Raw genomic sequence first — 22,728 nt, 5'->3', positions numbered from 1 at the left:
CACAGGATTTAGTCACATGTCAGAGCAAAGCAGCAGCGAAATGCAGTTCCAGATTCAACGTGTTTACACCAAAGATGTTTCTTACGAAGCGCCAAACGCACCGCAGGTTTTCCAGAAAGAGTGGGAACCGGAAGTGAAGCTGGATCTGGACACCGCCTCTTCTCAGTTAGCTGATGGCGTTTTTGAAGTCGTTCTGCGCGTTACCGTAACGGCAACCGTTGGCGAAGAGACCGCATTCCTGTGCGAAGTACAGCAGGCGGGTATTTTCACCATTAGCGGTATCGAAGGCACGCAGATGGCACATTGCCTCGGTGCGTACTGCCCGAACATTCTGTTCCCGTATGCACGCGAATGTGTAACCAGCCTTGTGTCTCGTGGTACTTTCCCGCAGCTCAACCTGGCGCCAGTGAACTTTGATGCGCTGTTCATGAACTATCTGCAGCAGCAAGGTGAAGGCGAAACGCCACATCAGGATGCCTGATGACTACACTCAACGCTTCAATTAGCGTCATCGGTGCCGGCTCGTACGGCACCGCATTGGCCATCACGCTGGCCCGCAACGGCCATCCGGTTCTGCTCTGGGGCCACAATCCTCAAAGCGTGGCGCAGCTGCAAGCTGACCGCTGCAATGCCGCATTCCTGCCCGATGTTCCTTTCCCTGATAATCTCGTTCCTGAAGCCGATCTGGCAACCGTGGTTAACGCCAGTCGCGATCTGCTGGTCGTGGTGCCGAGCCATGTATTTGGCGACGTGCTGACGCAGCTTAAACCGCATTTGCGTGCCGATTCACGGATTGTCTGGGCGACTAAAGGACTGGAAAAAGAGACCGGCCGTTTGCTGCAGGATGTGGCGCGTGAAATCCTCGGCGATGCGATTCCGCTCGCGGTGATTTCCGGCCCCACCTTTGCAAAAGAGCTGGCAGCCGGCATGCCAACGGCCATCGCACTGGCATCGACCGATGCGGAGTTTGCTGAAGACCTGCAGCAGAAGCTGCACTGTGGTAAAAGTTTCCGCGTCTATAACAATCAGGATTTCATCGGCGTGCAGTTAGGCGGCGCGGTTAAGAACGTGATTGCGATTGGTGCGGGGATTTCTGACGGCATCGGCTTTGGTGCCAACGCGCGTACTGCCTTAATCACCCGTGGCCTGACTGAAATGAGCCGTCTCGGCGCAGCGCTGGGTGCCGATGCCACCACCTTTATGGGCATGGCCGGTTTAGGCGATCTGGTGCTGACCTGTACCGATAATCAGTCGCGTAACCGTCGTTTCGGCATGATGCTGGGGCAAGGCGAGAGCGTAGACGATGCGCAACGCATTATCGGACAAGTTGTAGAAGGCTACAGAAACACTAAAGAAGTCAAAGCATTGGCCGCTCGCGTCGGCGTAGAAATGCCGATTACCGAGCAGATTTATCAGGTGCTCTATTGCGGAAAATCAGCGCGAGAGGCAGCATTGACCTTACTTGGCCGTGCAAGGAAGGACGAAAACAGCCAAAGCTGAAGCAGGATGCGCCAGCGTCACCACCTGTAGCGCCCCATCAGGCGCTTTTTTTATCGGGAGCAAACAGCAATGTCGTCTGAAGAGTTAGAACTGGTCTGGAACCATATCAAAGCCGAAGCCAGAGCCCTGGCCGACTGTGAACCGATGCTGGCCAGCTTTTACCATGCGACACTGCTCAAACACGAAAACCTTGGCAGCGCGCTCAGTTACATGCTCGCTAACAAGCTGGCGAACCCGATCATGCCCGCTATCGCTATTCGCGAAATCGTGGAAGAAGCCTATCGTGAAGACCCAGAGATGATTGTCTCCGCGGCCTACGATATTCAGGCTGTGCGTCAGCGCGATCCCGCTGTTGATAAATACTCCACGCCGCTGCTCTATCTCAAAGGTTTCCACGCCTTACAGGCCTATCGCATTGGTAACTGGTTATGGAGAGAAGGTCGCCGCGCACTGGCTGTCTATCTGCAGAACGAAATCTCCGTCTCATTTGCCGTGGATATTCACCCGGCGGCACGCATTGGTCGCGGCATCATGCTTGATCATGCTACCGGCATTGTCATCGGCGAAACGGCAATCATTGAAAATGATGTTTCAATTCTGCAATCGGTGACGCTCGGCGGTACTGGTAAAACCAGCGGCGATCGCCATCCGAAGATCCGTGAAGGTGTGATGATTGGCGCCGGCGCCAAGATTCTGGGCAACATTGAAGTGGGGCGCGGCGCAAAAATCGGAGCCGGTTCAGTTGTCCTGCAGCCTGTACCGCCGCATACCACGGCGGCCGGCGTACCAGCGCGCATTGTCGGTAAACCGACCAGCGATAAACCGTCGATGGATATGGATCAGCACTTCAACGGCGCAGGCTTTGAGTACGGTGACGGCATCTAGCCTTTGATCAGTGCGCCAGCATAATCGAGTTGGCGCCACGCTTCATACACCACCACTGATACTGCATTAGACAGGTTCATGCTGCGGCTCTCCGCCATCATCGGAATGCGGATTTTCTGCTCAGCGGGTAGCGCGTTGAGAATTTCTGCGGGTAAACCGCGACTCTCCGGACCAAACACCAAATAATCACCCTTCTGATAGCTCACCGCGCTGTGCGCCGGCGTTCCTTTGGTGGTGAGGGCGAACATGCGCTGTGGCGTTTCTGTTGCCAGAAACTCTGCGTAATTGGCGTGTTTTTTTAAGGCGGTATATTCGTGGTAATCCAGCCCGGCGCGGCGCAGGCGCTTGTCATCCCAGGCAAAGCCCAGCGGTTCAATCAGGTGTAACTGGAAACCGGTATTTGCGCACAAGCGAATGATGTTGCCGGTATTTGGCGGAATTTCAGGTTCAAATAAGACAATGTTTAGCATAAGGCCCCCAGAAACGAGGGCCGAAGCATAACAAATTATTGACGGGCGGAGTACAGCGGCAGCCACAGCGTGAGGCGTAAACCGCCGAGCGGGCTGTCATCCGCTTTAACCCAGCCGCGATGCTGCTGGATGGCGGTTTCGACAATCGCCAGGCCCAATCCGGTGCCGCCTGACTCACGATCGCGCGCCTCATCGGTGCGGTAGAACGGACGGAAAATCTGCTCGCGATCTTCTGGGCTGACTCCTGGACCATCATCATCGACATGAATGGTGATGCCCGCAATATCCACCGAGAAGCTGACGCTGATGTGCGAATTCGAATAGCGCAGCGCATTACGCACGATATTCTCCAGCGCACTCTCCAGCGCATGGGGATTACCGTACAGCGGCCACGGGCCAGGCGGATAGGGCACTTCCATCAGTTTGCCCATCTGCTCGGCTTCAAATTTGGCATCTTCCAGCACGCCATTCCACAGCTGATTGGCCTTCATCGCTTCGCTAACCAACGCGTTATTGTGCTGAGTGCGTGACAGGACCAGCAGATCGTTAATCATGCCATCAAGACGCTGCGCTTCCGTTTCAATGCGCTGCAGCTCTTTGCCTTCACCGTTACGGCGACGCAGGAGCGCGGTTGCCAGCTGCAAGCGAGTTAACGGCGTACGCAATTCATGGCTGATATCGGACAGCAGACGCTGTTGCGCCGTCATCATGCGTTCGAGCGCGCTCACCATTTGGTTGAAACTGGAACCCGCAGCCAGAAACTCTTGCGGCCCCGATTCCAGTTCCGGATGCTGGCGCAAATTGCCGCTTGCCACTTCATCCGCCGCATATTTAAGTTTGCGCGCGGGGCGTGCCAGGCTCCACGCCAGCCACAGCAGCAGCGGCGAGCTGATCAGCATCGTGACAATCAGCAGCAGTAGCGGGCGGTCAAACAGCAGATTAACGAAATCGAGCTGCGAGCTGGTGGCAGGACGAATCAGGTAAAGCTGATAGTTGTCTTCGCCATCGCGGACCGCGAAAGGTCCAACCATCTCCACGCGACCATACTTTTTCTTTTGTGGGTGGTCGGCGTTATCCGACTGCCCAATAAAGTTGCGGATGATCTGCATTTCATTGTGCTGCGCGCCAATCACCCGGCCTTCGCTGGTTACTAATAATAAACGCTGACCGGGCGGCGCCCATTTGTCGATAGAGCGGAAAAGGCGACGCCACCACATTAAGTCGTTCGGCGGATCCTGAGACAGCTCCGCTTCAACGTGCTGTTCAATCATGGTGCCCTGACGTTGCTCGCTTTCCAGTAACGCAGTCATCTGGCGCGAATCGAGTTTAGGCACCATGAGAACCAGCATCAACACCAACGCTAGCGTGAGCCAGAAGATGGCGAAGATGCGGGTGGTTAAACTTCCAATCATGATGCCGAAACCATCAGATAGCCGCGTCCGCGTAGGGTTTTAAACCACGGATGACCATCACGACGTTCCGGCAATTTACGACGCAGGTTAGAAATGTGCATATCGATAGCGCGGTCAAACGGTGTCAGACGTTTGCCCAACACTTCCTGACTAAGGTGCTCACGCGATACCACCTGACCCAGATGCTGTGCCAGCAAATAGAGTAGGGTGAACTCGGTGCCGGTGAGATCCAAAGTTTCGCTGTCGAAGCTGGCTTCCTGACGACCCGGATTCAGGCGCAGGCAGTCGACTTCCAGCGTTGGTGAGCTGTTATCGTGCTGCTGTTGCTGCTCGCTCCAGTTTGAACGGCGCAAAATGGCACGAATACGCGCTACCAGTTCACGATCGTTAAACGGTTTAGGCAGATAGTCATCTGCACCCAGTTCAAGACCCAGAACACGGTCCAGTTCGCTGCCACGTGCAGTCAGCATAATGACCGGAGTTTGGTGCTGTTGGCGTAGTTCTTTCAAAGTGTCGATACCGTTCTTCTTCGGCATCATCACATCAAGCAATAGCAAGTCCACGGTGTTGTCTAGCAGGTTAAGCGCCTGCTCACCATCGCTTGCCACAACGACTTCAAAACCTTCCATCTCAAGCAGTTCTTTAAGCAGCGAAGTTAATTCGCGGTCGTCATCAACCAACAGGATTTTATTCATTTTTTATTGCCCTCCGCAGGCAAAATACCGTGTTCCTTGACTTGCAATCCAACGCTTTACGTAGTTTTACACCCCCTGACGGATGTTTGCAGCCACCGCCGTACACTGGCTCTCGTTGAATCGCAAAACGGAACGAACTGGGAGTTAACGATGCGCTACTTAACCGCCGTCGTCATTGCCTCAGCGATGGTTCTCAGTCACGCCAGCGCCGAAGCAGCAGACACGACGACGATTGACGAGATGCATCCGAACAGCGGATTGACGACAGGCAGTATGACGCAAAATCCGCAAAGCTACATGTTCGATGGCATTGAGCTGACTGAACAACAGCGGCAACAGATGCGAGACCTGATGCAGCAAGCGCGACACGAACGCCCAACAATCAGCGTTCAAGATATAGAAACTATGCATGACCTTGTCATTGCAGACAAATTTAACGAATCGGCTATCCGACAGCAGGCAGAAAAACAAGCCCGCGCAGCGGTAGAGCAGCAAGTCGAGATGGCTCGGGTTCGTAATCAGATGTACCACCTGCTAACGCCTGCACAGCAAGCGACATTGCAGAAAAATTATGAGCGACGATTAGCTGAAGTTTGTCGGCTCTCAGGATTGCAGCCATCATCACCGCTGCAAGCAGTGAGTAGTACCAGCAGTAACCAGTAACATAGTATCCCTGTTTTCCTTGCCATAGACACCATCCCTGTCTTCCCCCGCATGATGCGGGGGTTTTTTTTGCCTGTCATTTCTCTCTAACATCATTGCCTTAAAATTCAATCACGCAGCACACTTATGCCAATGATAAACTTTAGCAATCTTGAGACCTAAAGGCCGCACCTATGAAGCGTGCGACCCGGCGAGGCATAGCATGGATTCTTCCTATGCAAAGTTAGTTAATCGGGCGGCGCTGGCGGCGACTACGCTGGCGACGCTGCTGTTGATCGTGAAAATTTTCGCCTGGTGGCATACCGGTTCTGTCAGCATGTTGGCGGCGTTAGTGGATTCATTGGTGGATATCGCCGCTTCACTGACTAACTTGCTGGTAGTGCGCTATTCGCTGCAGCCAGCTGATGACGATCACACCTTCGGGCACGGTAAAGCCGAATCACTGGCCGCGCTGGCGCAAAGCATGTTTATCTCCGGCTCGGCGCTATTTCTGTTTCTCACCGGCATTCAGCATCTGGCCTCGCCCGAAACCTTACATGCTCCGCTGGTAGGCATTGTGGTGACGGTGATTGCGCTGTTTTCAACCCTGACGTTGGTTGCCTTCCAGCGCTGGGTGGTGCGACGCACGCGCAGCCAGGCGATTCGCGCAGACATGCTGCACTATCAATCTGATGTGGTGATGAACGGCGCAATATTGGTCGCCCTCGGTTTGAGCAGCTATGGTTTTGTACGGGCGGATGCTTTGTTCGCACTCGGCATCGGCGTTTATATTCTCTATAACGCCTTGCGGATGGGTTATGACGCGGTACAGGCGCTGTTGGATCGCGTACTGCCCGAGCATGAAACGCAGGAGATTATCAACGTGGTGACCAACTGGCCGGGCGTACGCGGCGCGCATGCATTACGCACGCGACAATCAGGCCCCACGCGTTTTATCCAGTTGCATCTGGAGATGGAAGATCAGTTGCCATTGGTGCAGGCGCATCAGGTGGCCGATCAAATTGAGCAGGCGTTACTCAAGAAGTTTCCCGGTTCCGACGTGATCATCCATCAAGATCCCTGCTCTGTTGTGCCGAGCAATCAACACGGATTTTTTCAAGGTTAGCGATTTAAAATCATGCAATTACACAAAAAAAGTGACGTAACGCTAACAACTCTGTAAAAAATTAGCGAAAACTTGTCTGACCTGAATCAATTCAGCATCAAGCGTTTGATATACTATTTTGCAACTATTAAGCCATGCGATCGCGAGCTGGTCCACGCCGGACACATGGCAGGAATAATCCTTAGTTTTTGAACAATCCAGAGGTTGTCATGATCAAAAAAATCGGAGTACTGACCAGCGGCGGCGACGCCCCAGGCATGAACGCAGCCATTCGCGGAGTTGTACGTTCCGCGCTGAGTGAAGGACTGGAAGTTTTTGGTATTTACGACGGCTATCTGGGATTGTACGAAGATCGCATGATCAACCTTGACCGCTACAGCGTGTCAGACATGATCAACCGCGGCGGCACCTTCCTCGGTTCCGCACGCTTCCCAGAATTCCGCAACGATGAAGTGCGCCAGACCGCGATTGATAACATGAAAAAGCGTGGTATTGATGCGCTGGTGGTTATCGGCGGTGATGGTTCCTACATGGGTGCCAAGCGCCTGACTGAAATGGGCTTCCCGTGCATCGGCCTGCCTGGCACCATTGATAACGACGTAGCAGGTACTGATTACACCATCGGTTACTTCACTGCGCTGGAAACCGTGGTTGAAGCGATTGACCGCCTGCGTGACACCTCATCTTCCCACCAGCGTATCTCCATCGTGGAAGTGATGGGCCGTTACTGCGGCGATTTAACCCTGGCGGCAGCGATTGCCGGTGGCTGCGAGTTCATCGTGCTGCCTGAAATCCCGTATACCCGCGAAGAGCTGGTTGCTGAAATCAAAGCCGGCATTGCCAAAGGTAAAAAGCACGCCATCGTGGCGATCACCGAGCACATCTGCGATATCGACGATCTGGCTCACTTCATTGAAGCTGAAACCAAACGCGAAACCCGCGCCACCGTTCTCGGTCACATTCAGCGTGGCGGCGCACCTTGTGCCTATGACCGCATTCTGGCCTCGCGCATGGGTTCCTACTCCATCGAGCTGCTGCTACAAGGCTACGGCGGCCGCTGCGTCGGTATTCAGAACGAGAAGATGGTGCATCACGACATCATTGATGCGATTGAAAATATGAAGCGTCCATTCAAACGCGACTGGCTGGATACCGCGAAAAAACTCTACTGATTATTCAGCATCAAGGCGCGACGCGATTCGCGCCTTTTTTATGCCTGCTCATATTCCATGCGGTTATAACAGCTTATTTTTAATTCTTTAATCCGTGGATAAGTTTGTGTCAGTCTTGTTCTATAACGACCTCGGGAGAGCAAGCAATGAATAAGTGGAGTATTGGTGTCACCTTGTTACTGGCCTCAACCAGTGTTCTGGCAAAGGATATTCAGCTGTTAAACGTCTCTTACGATCCAACCCGTGAGCTGTACGAGCAGTACAACAAAGCGTTTAGCGCGCATTACAAGCAGGAAACCGGCGACAACGTGGTGATTCGCCAGTCGCACGGCGGTTCGGGTAAACAAGCGACCTCAGTGATCAATGGCATCCGTGCTGATGTGGTTACGCTGGCGCTGCAATCTGATGTCGATGCTATTGCTGACCGTGGTCGTATCAATAAAGACTGGATTAAACGCCTGCCGGACAACTCCGCACCCTACACCTCAACCATCGTGTTCCTGGTGCGCAAAGGTAACCCGAAAGGCATTCATGATTGGCCAGACCTGATCAAACCGGGCGTTTCCGTCATCACGCCAAACCCGAAAACGTCAGGCGGCGCACGCTGGAATTATCTGGCTGCATGGGGCTGGGCGCTGGATCAGAACAACGGCGATCAAGCCAAAGCGCTGGCTTACGTGAAATCGCTGTTTAAGAACGTAGAAGTGCAGGATTCCGGCGCACGTGGTGCCACTAACACCTTCGTAGAACGCGGCATTGGCGATGTGCTGATAGCGTGGGAAAACGAAGCCTATCTGGCGGTTAATAAGCTGGGTAAAGACAAGTTTGAGATCGTCACCCCGAGCGAATCGATTCTGGCGGAGCCAACGGTTTCGGTAGTGGATAAAGTGGTCGACGAGCAGGGCACCCGCAAAGTAGCCGAAGATTACCTCAAGTATCTCTACTCGCCGGAAGGTCAGACTATCGCGGCGGAAAATTTCTATCGTCCACGTGATAAAGCCGTTGCGGAGAAATTTGCCAATAAATTCGCCCCGGTAAAACTGTTCACTATCGACAACAAATTTGGTGGCTGGACGCAAGCCCAGAAAACCCACTTCGCCGATGGTGGCAGCTACGACCAGGTGATGAAGCCATAACGTACATCGTCAGGTCGCCATTTATGGCGACCTTTTTACATACCATTACGCCTCTTGCGTCGCCAACCGCCGACCGGCACGCTGGGCCACCAGCGGCAACAATGCCTGACGTACCAGATAGCCATCTGGATCCAGCCCCCAACCTAACGCAGCAGCGGCATCGACAATCGCTTTATCCCATTCCAGTTTTTTCCGTCCGTCACCCGCAGTGGTAATCACCACTTCACACGCATGATCGGGTGCCTGATAGCGACGCCAGCTGCCTGCCGGCACGGAAATCACCGAACGCTCCGGCGCGGTCATCGTCACTTCTTCACCATCACGATTGAAGGTCACAGTAAGCGTGCCCTTAAACACCATGAGTACTTGCACCTGTGCGCAGCGGTGCGTACCCATCTCGCCCGCTCGTGGCAAAGCCAGCCACTCTACCGAGAAGCCGTGTGGCGTGTTGATGGGTGGAGCGACCTGACGATCCTGATTGATGCCATAGCCGATGACGGGTGCCATACGCGCACCGTGACCCGGCAACATGGCATCCAGTAGCGCGTGATCGCTCCAGGCGCGCTGCTCACCGGTGACGGCAAACTGCGTCATCTGCTCGGGCGTAAAATGCTGTAACTGCGCCATCTCCACCTCGGGCAGCGGCGGCATACGCTCTGCAACCGGCGGGATCGCCGCGCCGGTTGAGGTATCGATCAGCATGTTATTGGGGCTGAGATAGAGTCCATATTCCGCCGCCGCCGACATCACATCGGGATGCCAGATAATGCCGCCGGTGTTATCGCCGCCCAGCACGGTAAATACCCAGCCATCGGTATCGGTAGCCGACACATTGGTGAAGCCACGGAAAATCCATGTTGGCAGGCTGACAATCGCCGGAGCGTCGAGCTCCAGCGACTCTTCGCCTTTATTCCCCCAGCGGAAACGCCAGCGGCCTTCATGGATCAGGAAGACTTCGGCAGTGAAATGCAGATGCAGATTATTGGTCACGCCTTTTGGCATCGCCGCCGCGCCAATATTAAAACCGTGCGCTTCAGGAATATTGATCACCTGCTCAGACGACTGCGTCACGCCCGGCCCGATAAACGAGTAATTCTGCTTGAGATGCGAACCCGGCAGTTTGCAGTCGATAAACGCCAGATTGCACGACACCATATCTTGCGGCGCGATCAGGCGCGCACGTGCTGCTGTAGCGGACAATGTTTGCTGTTTCATCTTCTTCTCCTCAATAACCCGAACCAGAACGAACAGGCAACGCCTCACCGCGCGCGGTGGCGACAGCGTGGCGTGCGGCATGCGTTAGCTGCATCACATCATTGGCGGGGGTCACCAACTGAAAGCCCTGTGCGATGCGCTGTGCGGCGGCTTCTCCGCTGGTACAAAAAATACCGGCCAGTTTGTGGCCGGCGCGGGTGCGGCTCAGCACCCGTTCAATGGCATTTAACATCTCAGGATGCTGCGATTCGGCGCTGGCCTGGCCGGTGAGCGTAAGAGACAGATCGTTGGGGCCGATAAACACGCCGTCCAATCCCTCGACGTCGAGAATGGCATCAAGATTGGCCAACCCCGCGCGTGTTTCAATCATCGCCAGCGTCAGAATTTGCTGGTTAGCATGCTGCGGATAATCTTTGCCGCCATACAGCAGCGCACGCGCTGGACCAAACGAGCGCGAACCTTGCGGCGCATAGCGGCAGGCATCGACAAACTGCTGCGCTTCGGCGGCATCGTTGATCATCGGGCAGATAATGCCGTAGGCGCCGGCATCCAGCATGCGCATAATCTGCGCCGGCTCGTTGTGCGAGACGCGCACCAGCGGCGTCGCGGGTGTGGAGGATAGTGCCTGCAACATGCTGAGCGCGGCGGCGAAATCGATCAGGCCATGTTGCAGGTCAACGGTGACGGCATCAAAGCCCTGATGTCCGGCAATCTCGGCGCTGTAGCTGCTGGGGATCGCCAGCCAGCCGTTAATAATCGGTTCACGGCGTTGTTTTAAAGGGTTGATACGCATAATTCACTCCTCTTAATCCAGGTTTGCAGCGCGCGGGCACAGGCTTGCGGCTGCTCCAGCAGCAGAAAGTGTCCGCACTGTTCAAGCGTGATGTGGCGTGCGGCGGGAGCCGCTTTGACAAGCAGGTGATGGTGTTCGGGGGTGCAGATGGCGTCGCTGTCGCCGTTGAGGATCAACAGCGGTGCCTGCAGCGCCAGTAAGGTATGCCGTAAATCGCGACGTTGTAGGGCGATGGCGGTCTGTTGACGAAAGCGCTCAACGCTGCTGCGTTCTGCCATCGTCACCAGCGCGCCAAGCAGCTCGCGATCCGCCAGCCGCGATGCATGGACATAGCGCGGCCAGAGTTGCTCAACCACCGATCGCATACCGTTTTTCGCAGCCCGATCAAGCAAGGCAATACGTCCCGCAGCGTTGACCGGCGCATCCGCCAACGGATTCACCGCCAGCAGCGCGAGGCCCGCGATGCGTTGCGCGGCTTGCGCCTGCATCTCCAGCGCCACCAGCGCACCCAGCGAGAATCCCACCAGTAAAAAGCGCGGCGGCAAGTCAGTCAGCAGTTGCGCCGCGAGCTGTTCGGCGCTGTCAGCACCGCTCATCTCGGGAATGATCATCGGCTGCTGCGGTAGATGGCGGCAAAGCGGTTGCCACAACGCGCCGTCGCACAAGGTACCGCCCAGTAACACCAAAGGCAGTGACATGATTAGCCCTCCGCCACAGGACGGGCATTCACCATCCGCATCACATGGCGCACCAGCAGCAGCGACAGCAATGAAATAATGCCAATCACCATAAAGCCCTGCTGCATCGCGAAGTAGTATTTGATGTAGCCGACCAGCACCGGGCCAAAGAAAATCCCAGCGGAGTAGATGCTTTGATATAGCCCAACGCGAGTGGATTGCTGCCAGGCGGGCGTGCGGGTGACGATCAGCGAATTCAGCACGGTGGAGATCATGCCGAAGGCACAGCCCGCCAGCGCCTGCAAGCCATACAGCAGCCAGATATTGGGCGCGTAAGGCATGGCTATCGCTACGGCCCCTTGCAGCACGCCGCCGATAATTGCCGTGTTGCGTAAGCCCAGCAGGCGATAGAAGAAGGGCGCGCACAGCGCGGTGGCCAGCGCATAGAAGAACAGATGGATGCCGCTTAGCGTCGCCAGCGAAGCGGCCGCCATGCCAAAGCCTTCTGCCAGTAGCGGCGTCAGCGTGTCGCGCGTGGCAAATGGCACCATCATCACCAGTGCACAGAGTCCGCCGAGATACCACACCGAAGGATCACGCAGCTGAGTGCGAACCGCAGAGAGACGTTGCGCCGTGGGCATCGCTTCCGGGCGTTTTTCACGGATAAAGAATGTCAGCAAAAAAGCCAGCAGCGCGGCAGCGGACGCCACCAAAAAGCTCGATTCGGCACCGAAATGACGGGCAATAAATCCCGCCACCGAAATCCCGATAAAAGTGCCTACCGGCGAGGTGACGCTCAGCATGGCGATCGCGGCGGCGGCTTCCAGCGGCGGGAAGTAAGCCACGAACATCACGTTATACACCACCCACGTTGCGCTGGTGACGCCATCGGCGAGCTTGGCGATAAACAGTGTTTCCGGTGTCGGCCAAAGGTAAACCACCGGCCAGGCGATAAGCGTAAACAATAAGCCAATCTGGATAATGCGTTTGCGGCGGCGAAAGCGGTCCGACAGAATGCCGGTCGGAAAACGCAGCAGCATCGAGGCCAATCCGGTCGCACCGATGATGATTCCCATCACGCGCGCCTCGACATTCAGCGACATGATGTAGGGGGCGAGAAACGGATCAAAGGCGTGAATGCTGATAAAAAACAGCAAGCTAATAATGAAAAACAGCAGCACATCACGACGCAATAACGCTTTCATAATGAGTTCCTCAATAAGCCGTCCAGCCGCCATCCACCTTCAGCGCGCTGCCGGTGACCAACGCTGCGGCCGGTGATGCCAGAAACACCACCGGCCCCATCACATCTTCCAGCGTGCCAAGACGACCAATCTGAATGCGGCGCAGCGTCTGCTGGCGAAACGCTTCATCTGCCAGCGAGGCCTGCGACAGTTCGGTTTCGATAAAGGTGGGGCACAAGGTGTTGATGCGAATGCCGTCGCGTCCCAACTCCAGCGCCATGGCACGCGTCAGCCCTTCCAGCGCCGCTTTTGATGCGCAGTAGACGCTGCGCTGCGGGCCGCCGACGTGCGCCATCTGCGAAGAGAGATGGATAATGCTGCCGCCGTGTCTGGCGGCCTGCATACCGGCTGCGACCTGCTGCGACAGGAAAAACGTGGCGCGCAGGTTGACGTCCATCACCGCATCAAAGTTGGCTTCGCTGACCTCGCTAAACGGCTGATGGCGCGCCAGCCCGGCGCTGTTGACCAGCACATGAAAGCTCGGCAAATCGTGTAGTGTCTGGCGCACCGCGCGCGTGTTGCAGACGTCGAGCGGCAGCGGATGCAATGTCAGGCCGGCGCTCGCCGCCTGCTGCACGGCGTGCGCCAGGCGATCGGCGTCGCGCGCGGCAATCCACACCTGCGCTCCGGCGTCGGCCAGCGCGATAGCGGCGGCAAAACCGATACCGCGCGAGCCGCCGGTCACCAGCGCGCGCTGTCCATCCAGGCGAAATGAAGGGGTAGTCGGAACCATGCGCGCCTCCTTATTTCACCGTAACCGGCGCGGGTGCGGCGTAGGCCACTTCCTGCTGGCCGTAGCGGCGCACGCGGATATTGGCCTGTTCAGCATGACCGGCAAAGCCCTCCAGCAGCGCCAGGCGCGAGCAGTAAGCGCCGATTTCTGCCGAAGCCGCATCGCTGGTGACGCGCTGCCAGGTGCAGGTTTTCATAAATTTGCCCACCCACAAGCCGCCGGTATAACGCGATGCACCCAGCGTGGGCAGCGTATGGTTGGTGCCGATCACCTTGTCGCCATAAGCCACATTGGTACGCGGCCCGAGAAACAGCGCGCCGTAATTGCGCATGTTCTGGTGATACCAGTCATCGCGATCGGTCATCACCTGCACGTGTTCAGAAGCGATGCGGTTGGCTTCTGCCAGCATCTCATCGTGATCGGCACAGAGAATGATTTCGCCATAATCGTGCCAGGCTTGTTGCGCCACATCGGCGGTAGGCAGTTGCAGCAACAGCTGGTGGATATAGCGCTCGGTCTCCTGCGCCAGCTGGCGTGAGCAGGTCAGCAGAATCGCGGGTGAGGTGGGGCCATGTTCCGCCTGGCCGAGCAGATCGGTCGCGCAGAGTTCACCGTCAACGCTGTCATCGGCGATCACCAGCGTTTCGGTCGGGCCAGCGAACAGGTCGATGCCAACGCGGCCAAATAGCTGGCGTTTGGCTTCGGCCACCCACGCGTTGCCCGGCCCGACTAACATATCGACCGGCGCAATCCGCTCAGTACCAATCGCCATGGCGCCCACCGCCTGAATGCCGCCGAGCGCATAGATCTCGTCGGCGCCGGCCATCGACTGCGCCGCAACAATGGCTGCAGCCGGTTTACCGTGAAACGGCGGGGCGCAGCTCACGATGCGATCGCAGCCTGCGACTTTGGCGGTAATGATCGACATATGCGCCGAAGCCAGCAGCGGGTATTTACCGCCCGGCACGTAACAGCCGACATTGCTGATGGGAATGTTGCGATGGCCAAGTATCACGCCCGGACGCGTTTCAATCGCCAAATCGGTCAGGCAATTTTTTTGCGCCTGAGCGAAGTTATGCACCTGCTCCTGAGCGAATTCGATGTCGCGAATATCTTGTTTGGTCAGCTGTTGCAGGCAGGCATTAATCTCCTGCGGCGTTAAGCGGAAATCATCGCGGGCAAAGCCATCGAACTTAATCGAGAGTTCGCGCACCGCGTCATCGCCGCGCGCTCCAATTTGCGCCAGCACTGCTTCCACATCGCTGCGAACGCGCTGTTGCTGCTGTTGGCGTTCTGCTTTCGCTGCCGCCTGTTTTAACCAGATTGCCATGCTCTTTTCCTCATCATTGATTGCCGTTAATCAGATTTGCATACGTATGCAAAGAGCGTAAAGAGGCTGAAAGGGGAAAAGATGAAAAGTGAGAATGTGCGCAGTTTTTTCAAATCGCAGGCAGCAGAAAGCCCCGCAGAACGGGGAGTAACATGATGAATTTTCAGGTTTTACATTCGCTCTATCGCCAAAGCGAGCGCCAGCAATGCTTCTTCATCAGGCGCTGGATAGAGCAATTCCAGCCCCAGCGGCAAACCGTTTGTCAGTTGACCAAACGGCAACGTTACGGCGGGTAAGCCGCTGATGGCCGCCAGCTCCGGCGCCCAGCCCGGCGGCATCTTCTCCAGTGAAATCGGAGTGCGCTGGCTGGTGGGATAAATCAGCGCATCCAGCCGCTGATCCTGCATCTGCTGTTGCAGTTGCTGACGCAAAAGGCGTTGAAAACGGCGTTGCTCGCGCCATGCGGCACACACCAGCGCGCTACGCGTGAGGTGTAATTGCAGCAGTTCATCGAACTCGGCGAGATGCTCGCCTCGTGCCAGCAGATCCGAAAGCGAAGCAGGCGCATGGTCCATTTTGCTTAGCCAGCGGGACATCGCCGGATGGAATTCGCGCAGGCTGAGACAAGGTTCCTGCGCCACGCGCGATGATAGCGGTAACCGCAGCGGAATCAGTATGGCGCCTGCCCGCCGCAGACGAGAGAAAGCCTGTGCTAATGCCTGACGTTGCGCGTCATCATCGCCTGACAGATCGCTAACCATACCCAGCCGCACACCCCGCAAGGTTCGCTGCGCTAGCGGGCGCACCGGCAGCCCATGCGTTACCTGATGCAGCAGCGCCGCATCAGCCACGCACCATGTCATCGGCCCAACGGTGTCTTTGCTGAGCGAAAGCGGCGCGACGCCGCGCAGCTGGCGGCGGCGAAATGCCGGACGCAGTCCCACCAGACCGGTCCATGCCGCGGGAATGCGGATCGATCCGCCAGTATCGCTGCCGAGTGCCGCATCCGCCATACCGGCCACCACCGCCGCCGCGCTGCCGCCGCTTGAGCCACCGGCGGTCAGCTGTGGATTCAGGGGATTGCGCACATCGCCGCCGAGCGAACTGCGCGAACGTACGTCAAAGGCGAACTCAGACAGATTCGCTTTGGCGAGAATCAGCGCACCCGCAGTTCTCAGGCGTGCAATTACGCGCGCATCTTCACGTGGCTGTGCTTCGCCCAGCGCCCGGCAGCCGAGCGTGGTAGCCATGCCGACGCAATCAATATTATCTTTTATCACCAGCGGAATGCCGTGCAGCACGCCAACCGGCGCGCCGCTACGCCATAAGCGATCGCAGCGCTGTGCCTCTTTCATCACCTGGGGATTAATACTGATAATCGCGTTGAGTGCGCGACCTGCGTTGATAGCGGCTAAGCGGCGTTCAACCTCTTCCGCACTGTTGCGCTGCGGTTGCAGGCGCGCGGCACTCATTTCACCGCATCCTGCGACAGCATGCCGCTCGCTTTACGTGCCGCTGGCGGCAACTGACGCTGCTGCACCCGTTTTGCCGCTAGCGGTGTTAACACGCCAGCGATCAGACACAAGCCACCAATCACCCAATAACCCGCGTAGACATTGACGTGTTGCAACAACACGCCCATCAGCACCGGGCCGAAAAACATGCCGCACGAATAGATGGTTTGAAACAGCCCCATCCGGGTGGTTTGTTCATGTTCCGAAGTGTTAACCACGCTTAAGGACATAAACACGGCAAACGCCATGCCAAAGGAAAAACCGGCCAGAGCTTGCCACAGGTAAATCAGCCACATGTTGCTGGTCAAGGGGACGAAAATTGACGAGATGATTTGTAATCCGATGCCCACCAGCGCGGTGTTAACCAAGCCCAGCCGCTGATAAAACACGGAACTGCACAATGCCACGGCCACACCATAAAACAACAAGTGGATATTACTCAGCACTGCCAGCGTGCCCGCCTTGGCACCTAACTGCTGAGCGTATATGGGCGTGAGCGTGTCGCGAGTGGCAAACGGGACCAAAATCACCACCGTCGCCAGCAGCCCAATAAACCAAATTGAGCGGTCCGCTAGCTGGCGTTTAGCGCTGTCGATACAGGCTTTGAGGTGCGGCGCTTTGTGGCTATCTTCCTCTTCACGAACGCGCAGGCTGAGAAGCAGCGCCAGGCAACCGGCAATCGCCGGCACAAAAAACGCCTGCGTACTGCCCAGCCATAGGGCAACGGCACCGCAAATGGCATTGCTAATAAACACGCCAATCGGCCCGGCCAATGCCAACAGCGCCACCGCAGCCGGCGCGTCGTCACGACGAAAATAGCGAATGAAAATGATGTTATAGAGCACCCAACTCGCGGCAGCGATGCCGCAGGCCAGCTTGGCCAGCCAGAATGTCAGCGCAGCGGGGAACATCCACGCCAGCGGCCAGGCAATCACCGGCAGCAGCAGGGCGAACTGCATAAACACTTTGCGATTTTTCATCACGTCAGAGATGACGCTGAGCGGAAAACGGATGCACAGCGACGCTAAACCAGAGGCGCCCATGATCATGCCGATGGTTTGCGGTTCAATACCTAATCTCACCATGTAAGGCGCCATGAAGGCATCGAAGCCGTGAATGCAGATAAAAAACAGCACGCTCATGGTGAAAAACGTCAACAGCTCGGGACGGCTAAACAGTGCTCGAAACATGTTAAACCTCTTATCAACGCAGATAAGTGACTAAAAACGCGGGTTTCATCCTGAGTCCGGGTCGGTTATGTTGCATGCATTGAATACGTATTCAACGGCCGAAGTTACGAAATGATTTCATGTTTGTAAAGTGCGTGCTTGGCAATGTGAAAAAAAAAGTTATTGAGTGTTGCATACGCATGCAAAAAAGGTGTAAGAGTAAAAAACACACACCGAAGCAGGTGAGTCCGGTTGATGAAATTGGCTACAATGCCCGGCAGTCACCCGTGCATCAGTGTGCTAAACAGGAAGATAACGCCATGAAACGTAAGACCTTCGGTCCAGTGACCTCACAACAAGTTGCACAGCACGCCGGCGTTTCACAGTCTGCGGTATCGCGTACCTTCACGCCGGGCGCCAGTATTTCACCGGCCACGCGTGAAAAGGTGCTGCAGTCTGCCCGTGAGTTGGGTTATCGACCCAACGCGTTGGCGCGATCGCTGAACACCGCACGTTCGCGCATCGTTGGTGTGGTGATCTCCTGTTTCGATAATCCGTTTTATCCCCATGTGCTGGAAGCGTTGGGGCGTGAACTGGATGCGCTTAACTACCATCTGCTGCTGTTCGTCAGCGATCGGGATAGCAATGTTGACCGCATTTTCGATCAGATCATGCAGTACCGCGTGGATGGCATTGTGCTGGCATCCGGCGCGTTATCCGATGCGTTATCCGAAGAGTGCCACGGCGCGGGCATTCCGGTGGTGCTGTTCAACCGCACCGCCGAAAGCGAAATGGCGTCAAGCGTGAATACCGATAACCGTGCCGCCGCACGTCAGATCGCCGAATTTCTGTTGGCAGGCGAACATCAACGCTTTGCCTGCATTACCGGCGCGGACAACGCTTCGGTAAATCAGCTACGGCTGGACGGTTTTCGCGAGGCATTGCGCGCGCGCAACATCGACGTCACGGTGTTAGCGGGTCAAAACGACAGCGAGCAAACCGCACAGGCGGCGCGTCAATTGTTCAGCAGCGGCACGCCGCCCGATGCGGTGTTTGCCGTCAACGATCATATGGCGCTGACGGTTATGGATGTGGCGCGTTACGAGTTTGGTCTGCGCATTCCGCAGGATGTGTCGGTGGTGGGTTATGACGATGTTGGTCCAGCGGGCTGGCCTTCGTATGCGCTGACGTCTATCTGTCAGCCGGTTGAAGTGATGGTGCAACGCACCATTGGCCTGCTAATGCAGCAAATCGACAGCGCGGTGATGGCACCCGAGCAAATTGTTATTCCCGGCATGTTGGTAGTACGCCACTCCGCGCGGCGTCCGCGTCACGGCGTGGTAGAAGAGAACGGCCAGCTGCTATTTCGTTCAGAGGAGGTTGAGTAATGCGATTGCCGGGTTTCAGTCCCCAGTTTGATTCTATTCAGCAGTTTATTCTGACGTTAACCCACGTGGTATGGGAGCAGAAGGATATCGGGCAGCTGGCTGATTTCTACGCCACGCCGGTGGTATTTCACACGCCGGAAAAGCGCCTGACCGAACTCAGCGATTTCATGCGTTTGACGCTGGAAGCGTTACATTGCTTCCCGCAGCGTCAGGTGCTGACCGAAGATATTCTCACCGCGCGTGAAGGCGATACCTGTTGGTACGCCTCGCAGCGCACGCAGGCACGTATTCAGCATCTGGGCGAAGGCTTCTTTGGCGCGCCGAGTGGCAAAACGGTTTGGGTACGTACTTTCGCCGATCGTATTTGTCGTGATGGGCTGGTGGAGCAAGAGTGGCTGCTGCAGGATCGCGCGGGCATTCTTGCGCAGATTGGTACCAACGTGGCGGAGTTTGCCCAGCATCTAACGCAGATGCGCCAGCAACAAGGGCTGGAGATGCCCGCGCCCGAAGAGCTGGAAGCGCGTTGGGCTGGCGGCCCGGATGGCGATGATGCCGAAGGAACCATCGCGGGTTTGATTGAGCGCTATCTCAGCATGTGGGCCGGCGGCAACAGCGGTGTGGTGCCAGGTGTTTATCATCCCGCCGCCACCTTGCACGGACCGGGCCACAGCAGCTTTACCGGCGAGCAGGAGATTGGCAGCTTCCTTTCCGGCTATCGCGCCTCATTCGCTGACAGCGAAACGCAGCTGCATCATTTGGTGGTGCGCCGCGATGCCAACGAACCGGTGCGCATCAGCCTGCGCTGGTCACTGTTGAGCTGGCATGACGGCTACGGAAAGTTTGGTCCGCCGTCGCGCAAGCCAGTGTGTATTTCCGGTATTTCTCATTTGGAATTACGTGATGGCGTCATCATGCGGGAATATTTAGGTATCGATGAACTCTCAATCTGGTTACAGCTACTCAGCTGATTAATCAGCACTTTTAAATAACGCATCACGTCACGGTAATTAATCCCTTAATTACCGACGGCGTTCTGCACCCTGAATTCAGCCGGGTGAATCGGCAGCGCTTGATTGCGAGGACCGCGCTCACCCTTAATTCGTCAAAAGCAGGAGTGTTTATGTCTACAACGGACACGGCTAATAAAGCCACCGCCAGTGAAAAGAGCGCAGAAAAAACCTCAGCACGCACCCAGGCCGAACCGGTTTTGCAGGTTGAGCGAAGGGATTTTGTCGATCTGGTTCCAGAAAACCGTGCGCGGGTGCAGCCAATGCGCGGTTTCGATCCCTGCTATACCGATATCGTTGATTACATTGTGCGTTGTACCCACAAGATCTGGGATGAGCGCGATGTCGGGCTGATCTACAGCCATTACACCCATAACTGCGTGTTATATAACGCATTGGGCACCATTTATACCCGTGAACAAGTGGTGCTCGATACCTTGCAACGTTTGGTCGCCTTCCCGGAACGTCGCGGCATGGCAACGCAGGTGATCTGGAACGGCAACGACGTTGACGGTTTTTACACCTCGCATCTGGTTACCGGTAGCGGCCGCCACACGCAGCCAAGCCAGTACGGTAAACCCACTAATCGCACCTTTACCACGCGTACCGTGGCGGATTGCATGATTCTGGAAAACAAGATTTACCGCGAATGGGTGGTGAGCGACAACATGTCGCTGATGCGTCAGTTGGGGCTGGATACCGATCAGATCGCCTACAACATGGCGAAAGAGCAGTTTGATAAGGGTTTCCGACTGACGGAGATTGGCGAAAACCGTCGTCTGCTCGGCCAGTATCCGCCGGAAAGCGATCCGGATTACACGCTGGCGCACAGTGATACCGAAGCGCAGGTGCTGGGCTGGCTGCACGAGATTTACAACAAACGCATGCTGGGCAAAGTGAAAGAGGTTTACGCCAGCAATGTGCAGTGGCACGGCCCACTGATGAAAGAGTTATATGGTCAGGCATCGGTGATCCATCAGACGCTGGCGCTGATCGGCATGATCCCAGACGGCGCATGGATGCCGCAGCATATCTGCTCCAATCCATGTGAAGAGGGCGGCACCAAAGTAGCGGTGCGCTGGGTAATGGAAGGGCATCATCTTGGCTACGGCGAGTTGGGTAAACCAACGGGACAGCGTCTGCTGGTGATGGGTATGAGCCACTATCACGTGGTGAACGGCAAAATTGTTGATGAATGGGTGGTTTACGATCACCTGGCGATGCTGGCGCAGATCAAATTGGGACAACTGGCGGAGACGGAAGCATGAGCAAACAACGCGTGCAGTTTATCAAGCAAGCCGCGGGCGAGGATGCGCAGGCGGATGCCAGCCTGATCGCCACCGTGAGCGACATTATTAGCAACGTGCGTCAGCACGGAGACGCGGCACTGCGTGATTATTCGCAGAAATTTGATGGTGTCGCGCCGGAGCAGCTGGAAGTTTCGGCAGCAGAGATCGAGCAGGCGCTGGCGCAACTCGCCGATCAAACCCGCCAGGACAGTGAGTTTGCTATTGCGCAGGTGCGCCGCTTCGCCGAAGCGCAGCGCGCCACCTTGCAGCCGCTGGAGATTGAGACGTTGCCGGGCGTTCATCTGGGGCATCGCATCATCCCGATTGAAACCGTGGGCTGCTATGTGCCGGGCGGACGCTATCCGATCCTCTCCGCGCCGGTGATGTCTATCGTGCCAGCGGTGGTGGCGGGCTGCGATAACATCATCGCCTGTCTGCCGCCGGGCGCTCATCCGGCAATGATTGCAATTTGCCACTTAGCCGGAGCGCACCGCATTTTCAAAGTTGGTGGCGCGCAGGCCATTGCCGCGATGGCATACGGCACCGCATCGCTGCCGGCGGTGGACAAGATCGTCGGGCCGGGCAACGCTTTCGTCAATGAGGCGAAGCGTCAGGTATTTGGCAAAGTAGGTATTGATGCGTTGGCGGGGCCGAGCGAAATCTTTATCGTCGCCGATGACAGTGCTGATCCGCGCGTGCTGGCAGCGGATCTGCTGGCGCAGGCGGAGCATGACGTGCGCACGCGTGTTGGGCTGGCCACCACCAGCGAACGCGTGGCGCATGCAACATTGCGGAAAATTGAGGCGCAGCTGGCATCCTTGCCGACGGCGAAAACGGCTGGTGAGGCGTGGCAGCGTCAGGGCGAAATTGTTCTCTGTGCCGACGAGGATGCGATGGTGGCGTACACCGATGAGATCGCCACCGAGCATCTGCAAATCCATGCGCGCGATCCCCATGCGCTGGCGGCGCGCATCCGCAATTACGGATCGCTGTTTATCGGGCAAAACGCCAGCGTGGTGTTTTCTGATAAATGCTGCGGCACCAACCACACGCTGCCCACCATGGCGGCGGCACGTTACACCGGCGGATTGTGGGTCGGTGCGTATCTGAAAACCTGCACGCATCAATGGATTGACGATCAGGGCATCGCCGCCATCGCTGCTCCTGCGGTGCGCCAGAGCCGTACCGAAGGGATGCAGGCGCATCGTCGTGCAGCGCAGATTCGTTTGCAGCCAGAAAAACTCGACGCCATCCTGCGTGGCGCGGAGGATTAGTCCGTGACTTTCATCACCTGCCAGGCGAGGATGCTGGCAGGTGATGAACAGAGGAAT

General features: G+C 56.6%; 22 protein-coding genes. 11 read left to right on the top strand and 11 right to left on the bottom strand.

Features of this window, described 5'->3' with window-relative positions; translation table 11 throughout:
- The first annotated feature begins 16 nt into the window (after positions 1-16).
- The 3 genes from secB (at position 17) to cysE (ending at position 2,385) form a co-directional block, all read left to right on the top strand.
- On the top strand, positions 17-481 hold the full coding sequence (gene secB / locus K5Y32_RS24205) for a protein-export chaperone SecB (RefSeq protein ID WP_222186084.1): 465 nt from the start codon (positions 17-19) through the stop codon (positions 479-481).
- Positions 481-1,500: an NAD(P)H-dependent glycerol-3-phosphate dehydrogenase gene (gpsA, locus tag K5Y32_RS24200; protein ID WP_154194956.1), complete on the top strand. Its 1,020-nt coding sequence runs from the start codon at positions 481-483 to the stop codon at positions 1,498-1,500. Before secB ends, gpsA begins: the two co-directional genes overlap by 1 nt.
- A 69-nt stretch (positions 1,501-1,569) precedes the next feature.
- Positions 1,570-2,385, top strand: coding sequence for a serine O-acetyltransferase (gene cysE, locus K5Y32_RS24195; protein WP_008109705.1), 816 nt, complete (start codon positions 1,570-1,572; stop codon positions 2,383-2,385).
- Here cysE and trmL read toward each other — a convergent pair.
- The 3 genes from trmL to cpxR are packed head-to-tail and all read right to left on the bottom strand — an operon-like array spanning position 2,382 to position 4,962.
- Complete coding sequence (trmL, locus tag K5Y32_RS24190; RefSeq protein ID WP_101760666.1) at positions 2,382-2,855, bottom strand: tRNA (uridine(34)/cytosine(34)/5-carboxymethylaminomethyluridine(34)-2'-O)-methyltransferase TrmL; 474 nt, start codon at positions 2,853-2,855, stop codon at positions 2,382-2,384. The two genes, cysE and trmL, sit on opposite strands and share 4 nt — an antisense overlap.
- 35 nt (positions 2,856-2,890) lie before the next feature.
- The gene (gene cpxA, locus K5Y32_RS24185; RefSeq protein ID WP_101760665.1) at positions 2,891-4,267 is read right to left on the bottom strand and encodes an envelope stress sensor histidine kinase CpxA; all 1,377 of its coding nucleotides are present in this window, start codon (positions 4,265-4,267) and stop codon (positions 2,891-2,893) included.
- Entirely contained in the window at positions 4,264-4,962 is a 699-nt protein-coding gene (gene cpxR, locus K5Y32_RS24180) for an envelope stress response regulator transcription factor CpxR (RefSeq protein ID WP_222186083.1), read from the bottom strand. Before cpxR ends, cpxA begins: the two co-directional genes overlap by 4 nt.
- Positions 4,963-5,112: 150 nt before the next feature.
- Between cpxR and cpxP the strand changes: the two genes are divergently transcribed.
- From cpxP to K5Y32_RS24160, 4 genes are all read left to right on the top strand, one after another.
- Positions 5,113-5,625, top strand: a complete 513-nt coding sequence (cpxP, locus tag K5Y32_RS24175; RefSeq protein ID WP_222186082.1) for a cell-envelope stress modulator CpxP — start codon at positions 5,113-5,115, stop codon at positions 5,623-5,625.
- 202 nt (positions 5,626-5,827) lie between these two features.
- On the top strand, positions 5,828-6,730 hold the full coding sequence (fieF, locus tag K5Y32_RS24170; protein ID WP_008109699.1) for a CDF family cation-efflux transporter FieF: 903 nt from the start codon (positions 5,828-5,830) through the stop codon (positions 6,728-6,730).
- A 209-nt stretch (positions 6,731-6,939) separates the two neighbouring features.
- On the top strand, positions 6,940-7,902 hold the full coding sequence (pfkA, locus tag K5Y32_RS24165; RefSeq protein WP_101760662.1) for a 6-phosphofructokinase: 963 nt from the start codon (positions 6,940-6,942) through the stop codon (positions 7,900-7,902).
- A 146-nt stretch (positions 7,903-8,048) separates the two neighbouring features.
- On the top strand, positions 8,049-9,038 hold the full coding sequence (locus K5Y32_RS24160; protein WP_101760661.1) for a sulfate ABC transporter substrate-binding protein: 990 nt from the start codon (positions 8,049-8,051) through the stop codon (positions 9,036-9,038).
- 45 nt (positions 9,039-9,083) lie between these two features.
- On the opposite strand, the gene K5Y32_RS24155 is transcribed toward K5Y32_RS24160, so the two are convergent.
- The 8 genes from K5Y32_RS24155 to K5Y32_RS24120 form a co-directional block, all read right to left on the bottom strand.
- Positions 9,084-10,253, bottom strand: coding sequence for a cupin (locus K5Y32_RS24155; protein ID WP_222186081.1), 1,170 nt, complete (start codon positions 10,251-10,253; stop codon positions 9,084-9,086).
- Positions 10,254-10,263: 10 nt separating this feature from the next.
- Complete coding sequence (locus tag K5Y32_RS24150; RefSeq protein ID WP_101760659.1) at positions 10,264-11,046, bottom strand: HpcH/HpaI aldolase/citrate lyase family protein; 783 nt, start codon at positions 11,044-11,046, stop codon at positions 10,264-10,266.
- A complete protein-coding gene (locus K5Y32_RS24145; protein WP_222186080.1) occupies positions 11,028-11,744 on the bottom strand; it encodes an alpha/beta fold hydrolase in 717 nt (238 codons plus the stop codon). Before K5Y32_RS24145 ends, K5Y32_RS24150 begins: the two co-directional genes overlap by 19 nt.
- A gap of 2 nt (positions 11,745-11,746) precedes the next feature.
- Entirely contained in the window at positions 11,747-12,928 is a 1,182-nt protein-coding gene (locus K5Y32_RS24140) for an MFS transporter (protein ID WP_158238591.1), read from the bottom strand.
- A 10-nt stretch (positions 12,929-12,938) separates the two neighbouring features.
- Positions 12,939-13,700, bottom strand: a complete 762-nt coding sequence (locus K5Y32_RS24135) for an SDR family NAD(P)-dependent oxidoreductase (protein ID WP_222186079.1) — start codon at positions 13,698-13,700, stop codon at positions 12,939-12,941.
- Positions 13,701-13,710: 10 nt separating this feature from the next.
- Positions 13,711-15,030, bottom strand: coding sequence for a histidinol dehydrogenase (hisD, locus tag K5Y32_RS24130; protein WP_137386759.1), 1,320 nt, complete (start codon positions 15,028-15,030; stop codon positions 13,711-13,713).
- A gap of 170 nt (positions 15,031-15,200) precedes the next feature.
- Positions 15,201-16,502, bottom strand: coding sequence for an amidase (locus tag K5Y32_RS24125; protein ID WP_222186078.1), 1,302 nt, complete (start codon positions 16,500-16,502; stop codon positions 15,201-15,203).
- Positions 16,499-17,734, bottom strand: coding sequence for an MFS transporter (locus K5Y32_RS24120; protein ID WP_222186077.1), 1,236 nt, complete (start codon positions 17,732-17,734; stop codon positions 16,499-16,501). The genes K5Y32_RS24125 and K5Y32_RS24120 overlap by 4 nt, the downstream gene beginning before the upstream one ends.
- Before the next feature lie 299 nt (positions 17,735-18,033).
- On the opposite strand from K5Y32_RS24120, the gene K5Y32_RS24115 reads away from it, so the two are divergent.
- The 4 genes from K5Y32_RS24115 to hisD (K5Y32_RS24100) all read left to right on the top strand — a co-directional run bounded on the left by K5Y32_RS24115 (position 18,034) and on the right by hisD (K5Y32_RS24100) (position 22,671).
- Complete coding sequence (locus K5Y32_RS24115) at positions 18,034-19,101, top strand: LacI family DNA-binding transcriptional regulator (RefSeq protein ID WP_222186076.1); 1,068 nt, start codon at positions 18,034-18,036, stop codon at positions 19,099-19,101.
- Entirely contained in the window at positions 19,101-20,069 is a 969-nt protein-coding gene (locus K5Y32_RS24110; protein ID WP_110868187.1) for a nuclear transport factor 2 family protein, read from the top strand. The genes K5Y32_RS24115 and K5Y32_RS24110 overlap by 1 nt, the downstream gene beginning before the upstream one ends.
- A gap of 152 nt (positions 20,070-20,221) precedes the next feature.
- Positions 20,222-21,376, top strand: coding sequence for an ester cyclase (locus K5Y32_RS24105; RefSeq protein WP_061720303.1), 1,155 nt, complete (start codon positions 20,222-20,224; stop codon positions 21,374-21,376).
- Positions 21,373-22,671, top strand: coding sequence for a histidinol dehydrogenase (gene hisD, locus K5Y32_RS24100; RefSeq protein ID WP_222186075.1), 1,299 nt, complete (start codon positions 21,373-21,375; stop codon positions 22,669-22,671). The genes K5Y32_RS24105 and hisD (K5Y32_RS24100) overlap by 4 nt, the downstream gene beginning before the upstream one ends.
- Positions 22,672-22,728 lie beyond the last annotated feature (57 nt).

Origin of the sequence: Pantoea sp. DY-15 (assembly GCF_019795935.1) — a bacterium.
Lineage (GTDB): Bacteria > Pseudomonadota > Gammaproteobacteria > Enterobacterales > Enterobacteriaceae > Pantoea > Pantoea leporis.
The sequence above is the reverse complement of the archived record's forward strand: the minus strand, read 5'-3'. Positions and strand labels throughout refer to the sequence as shown.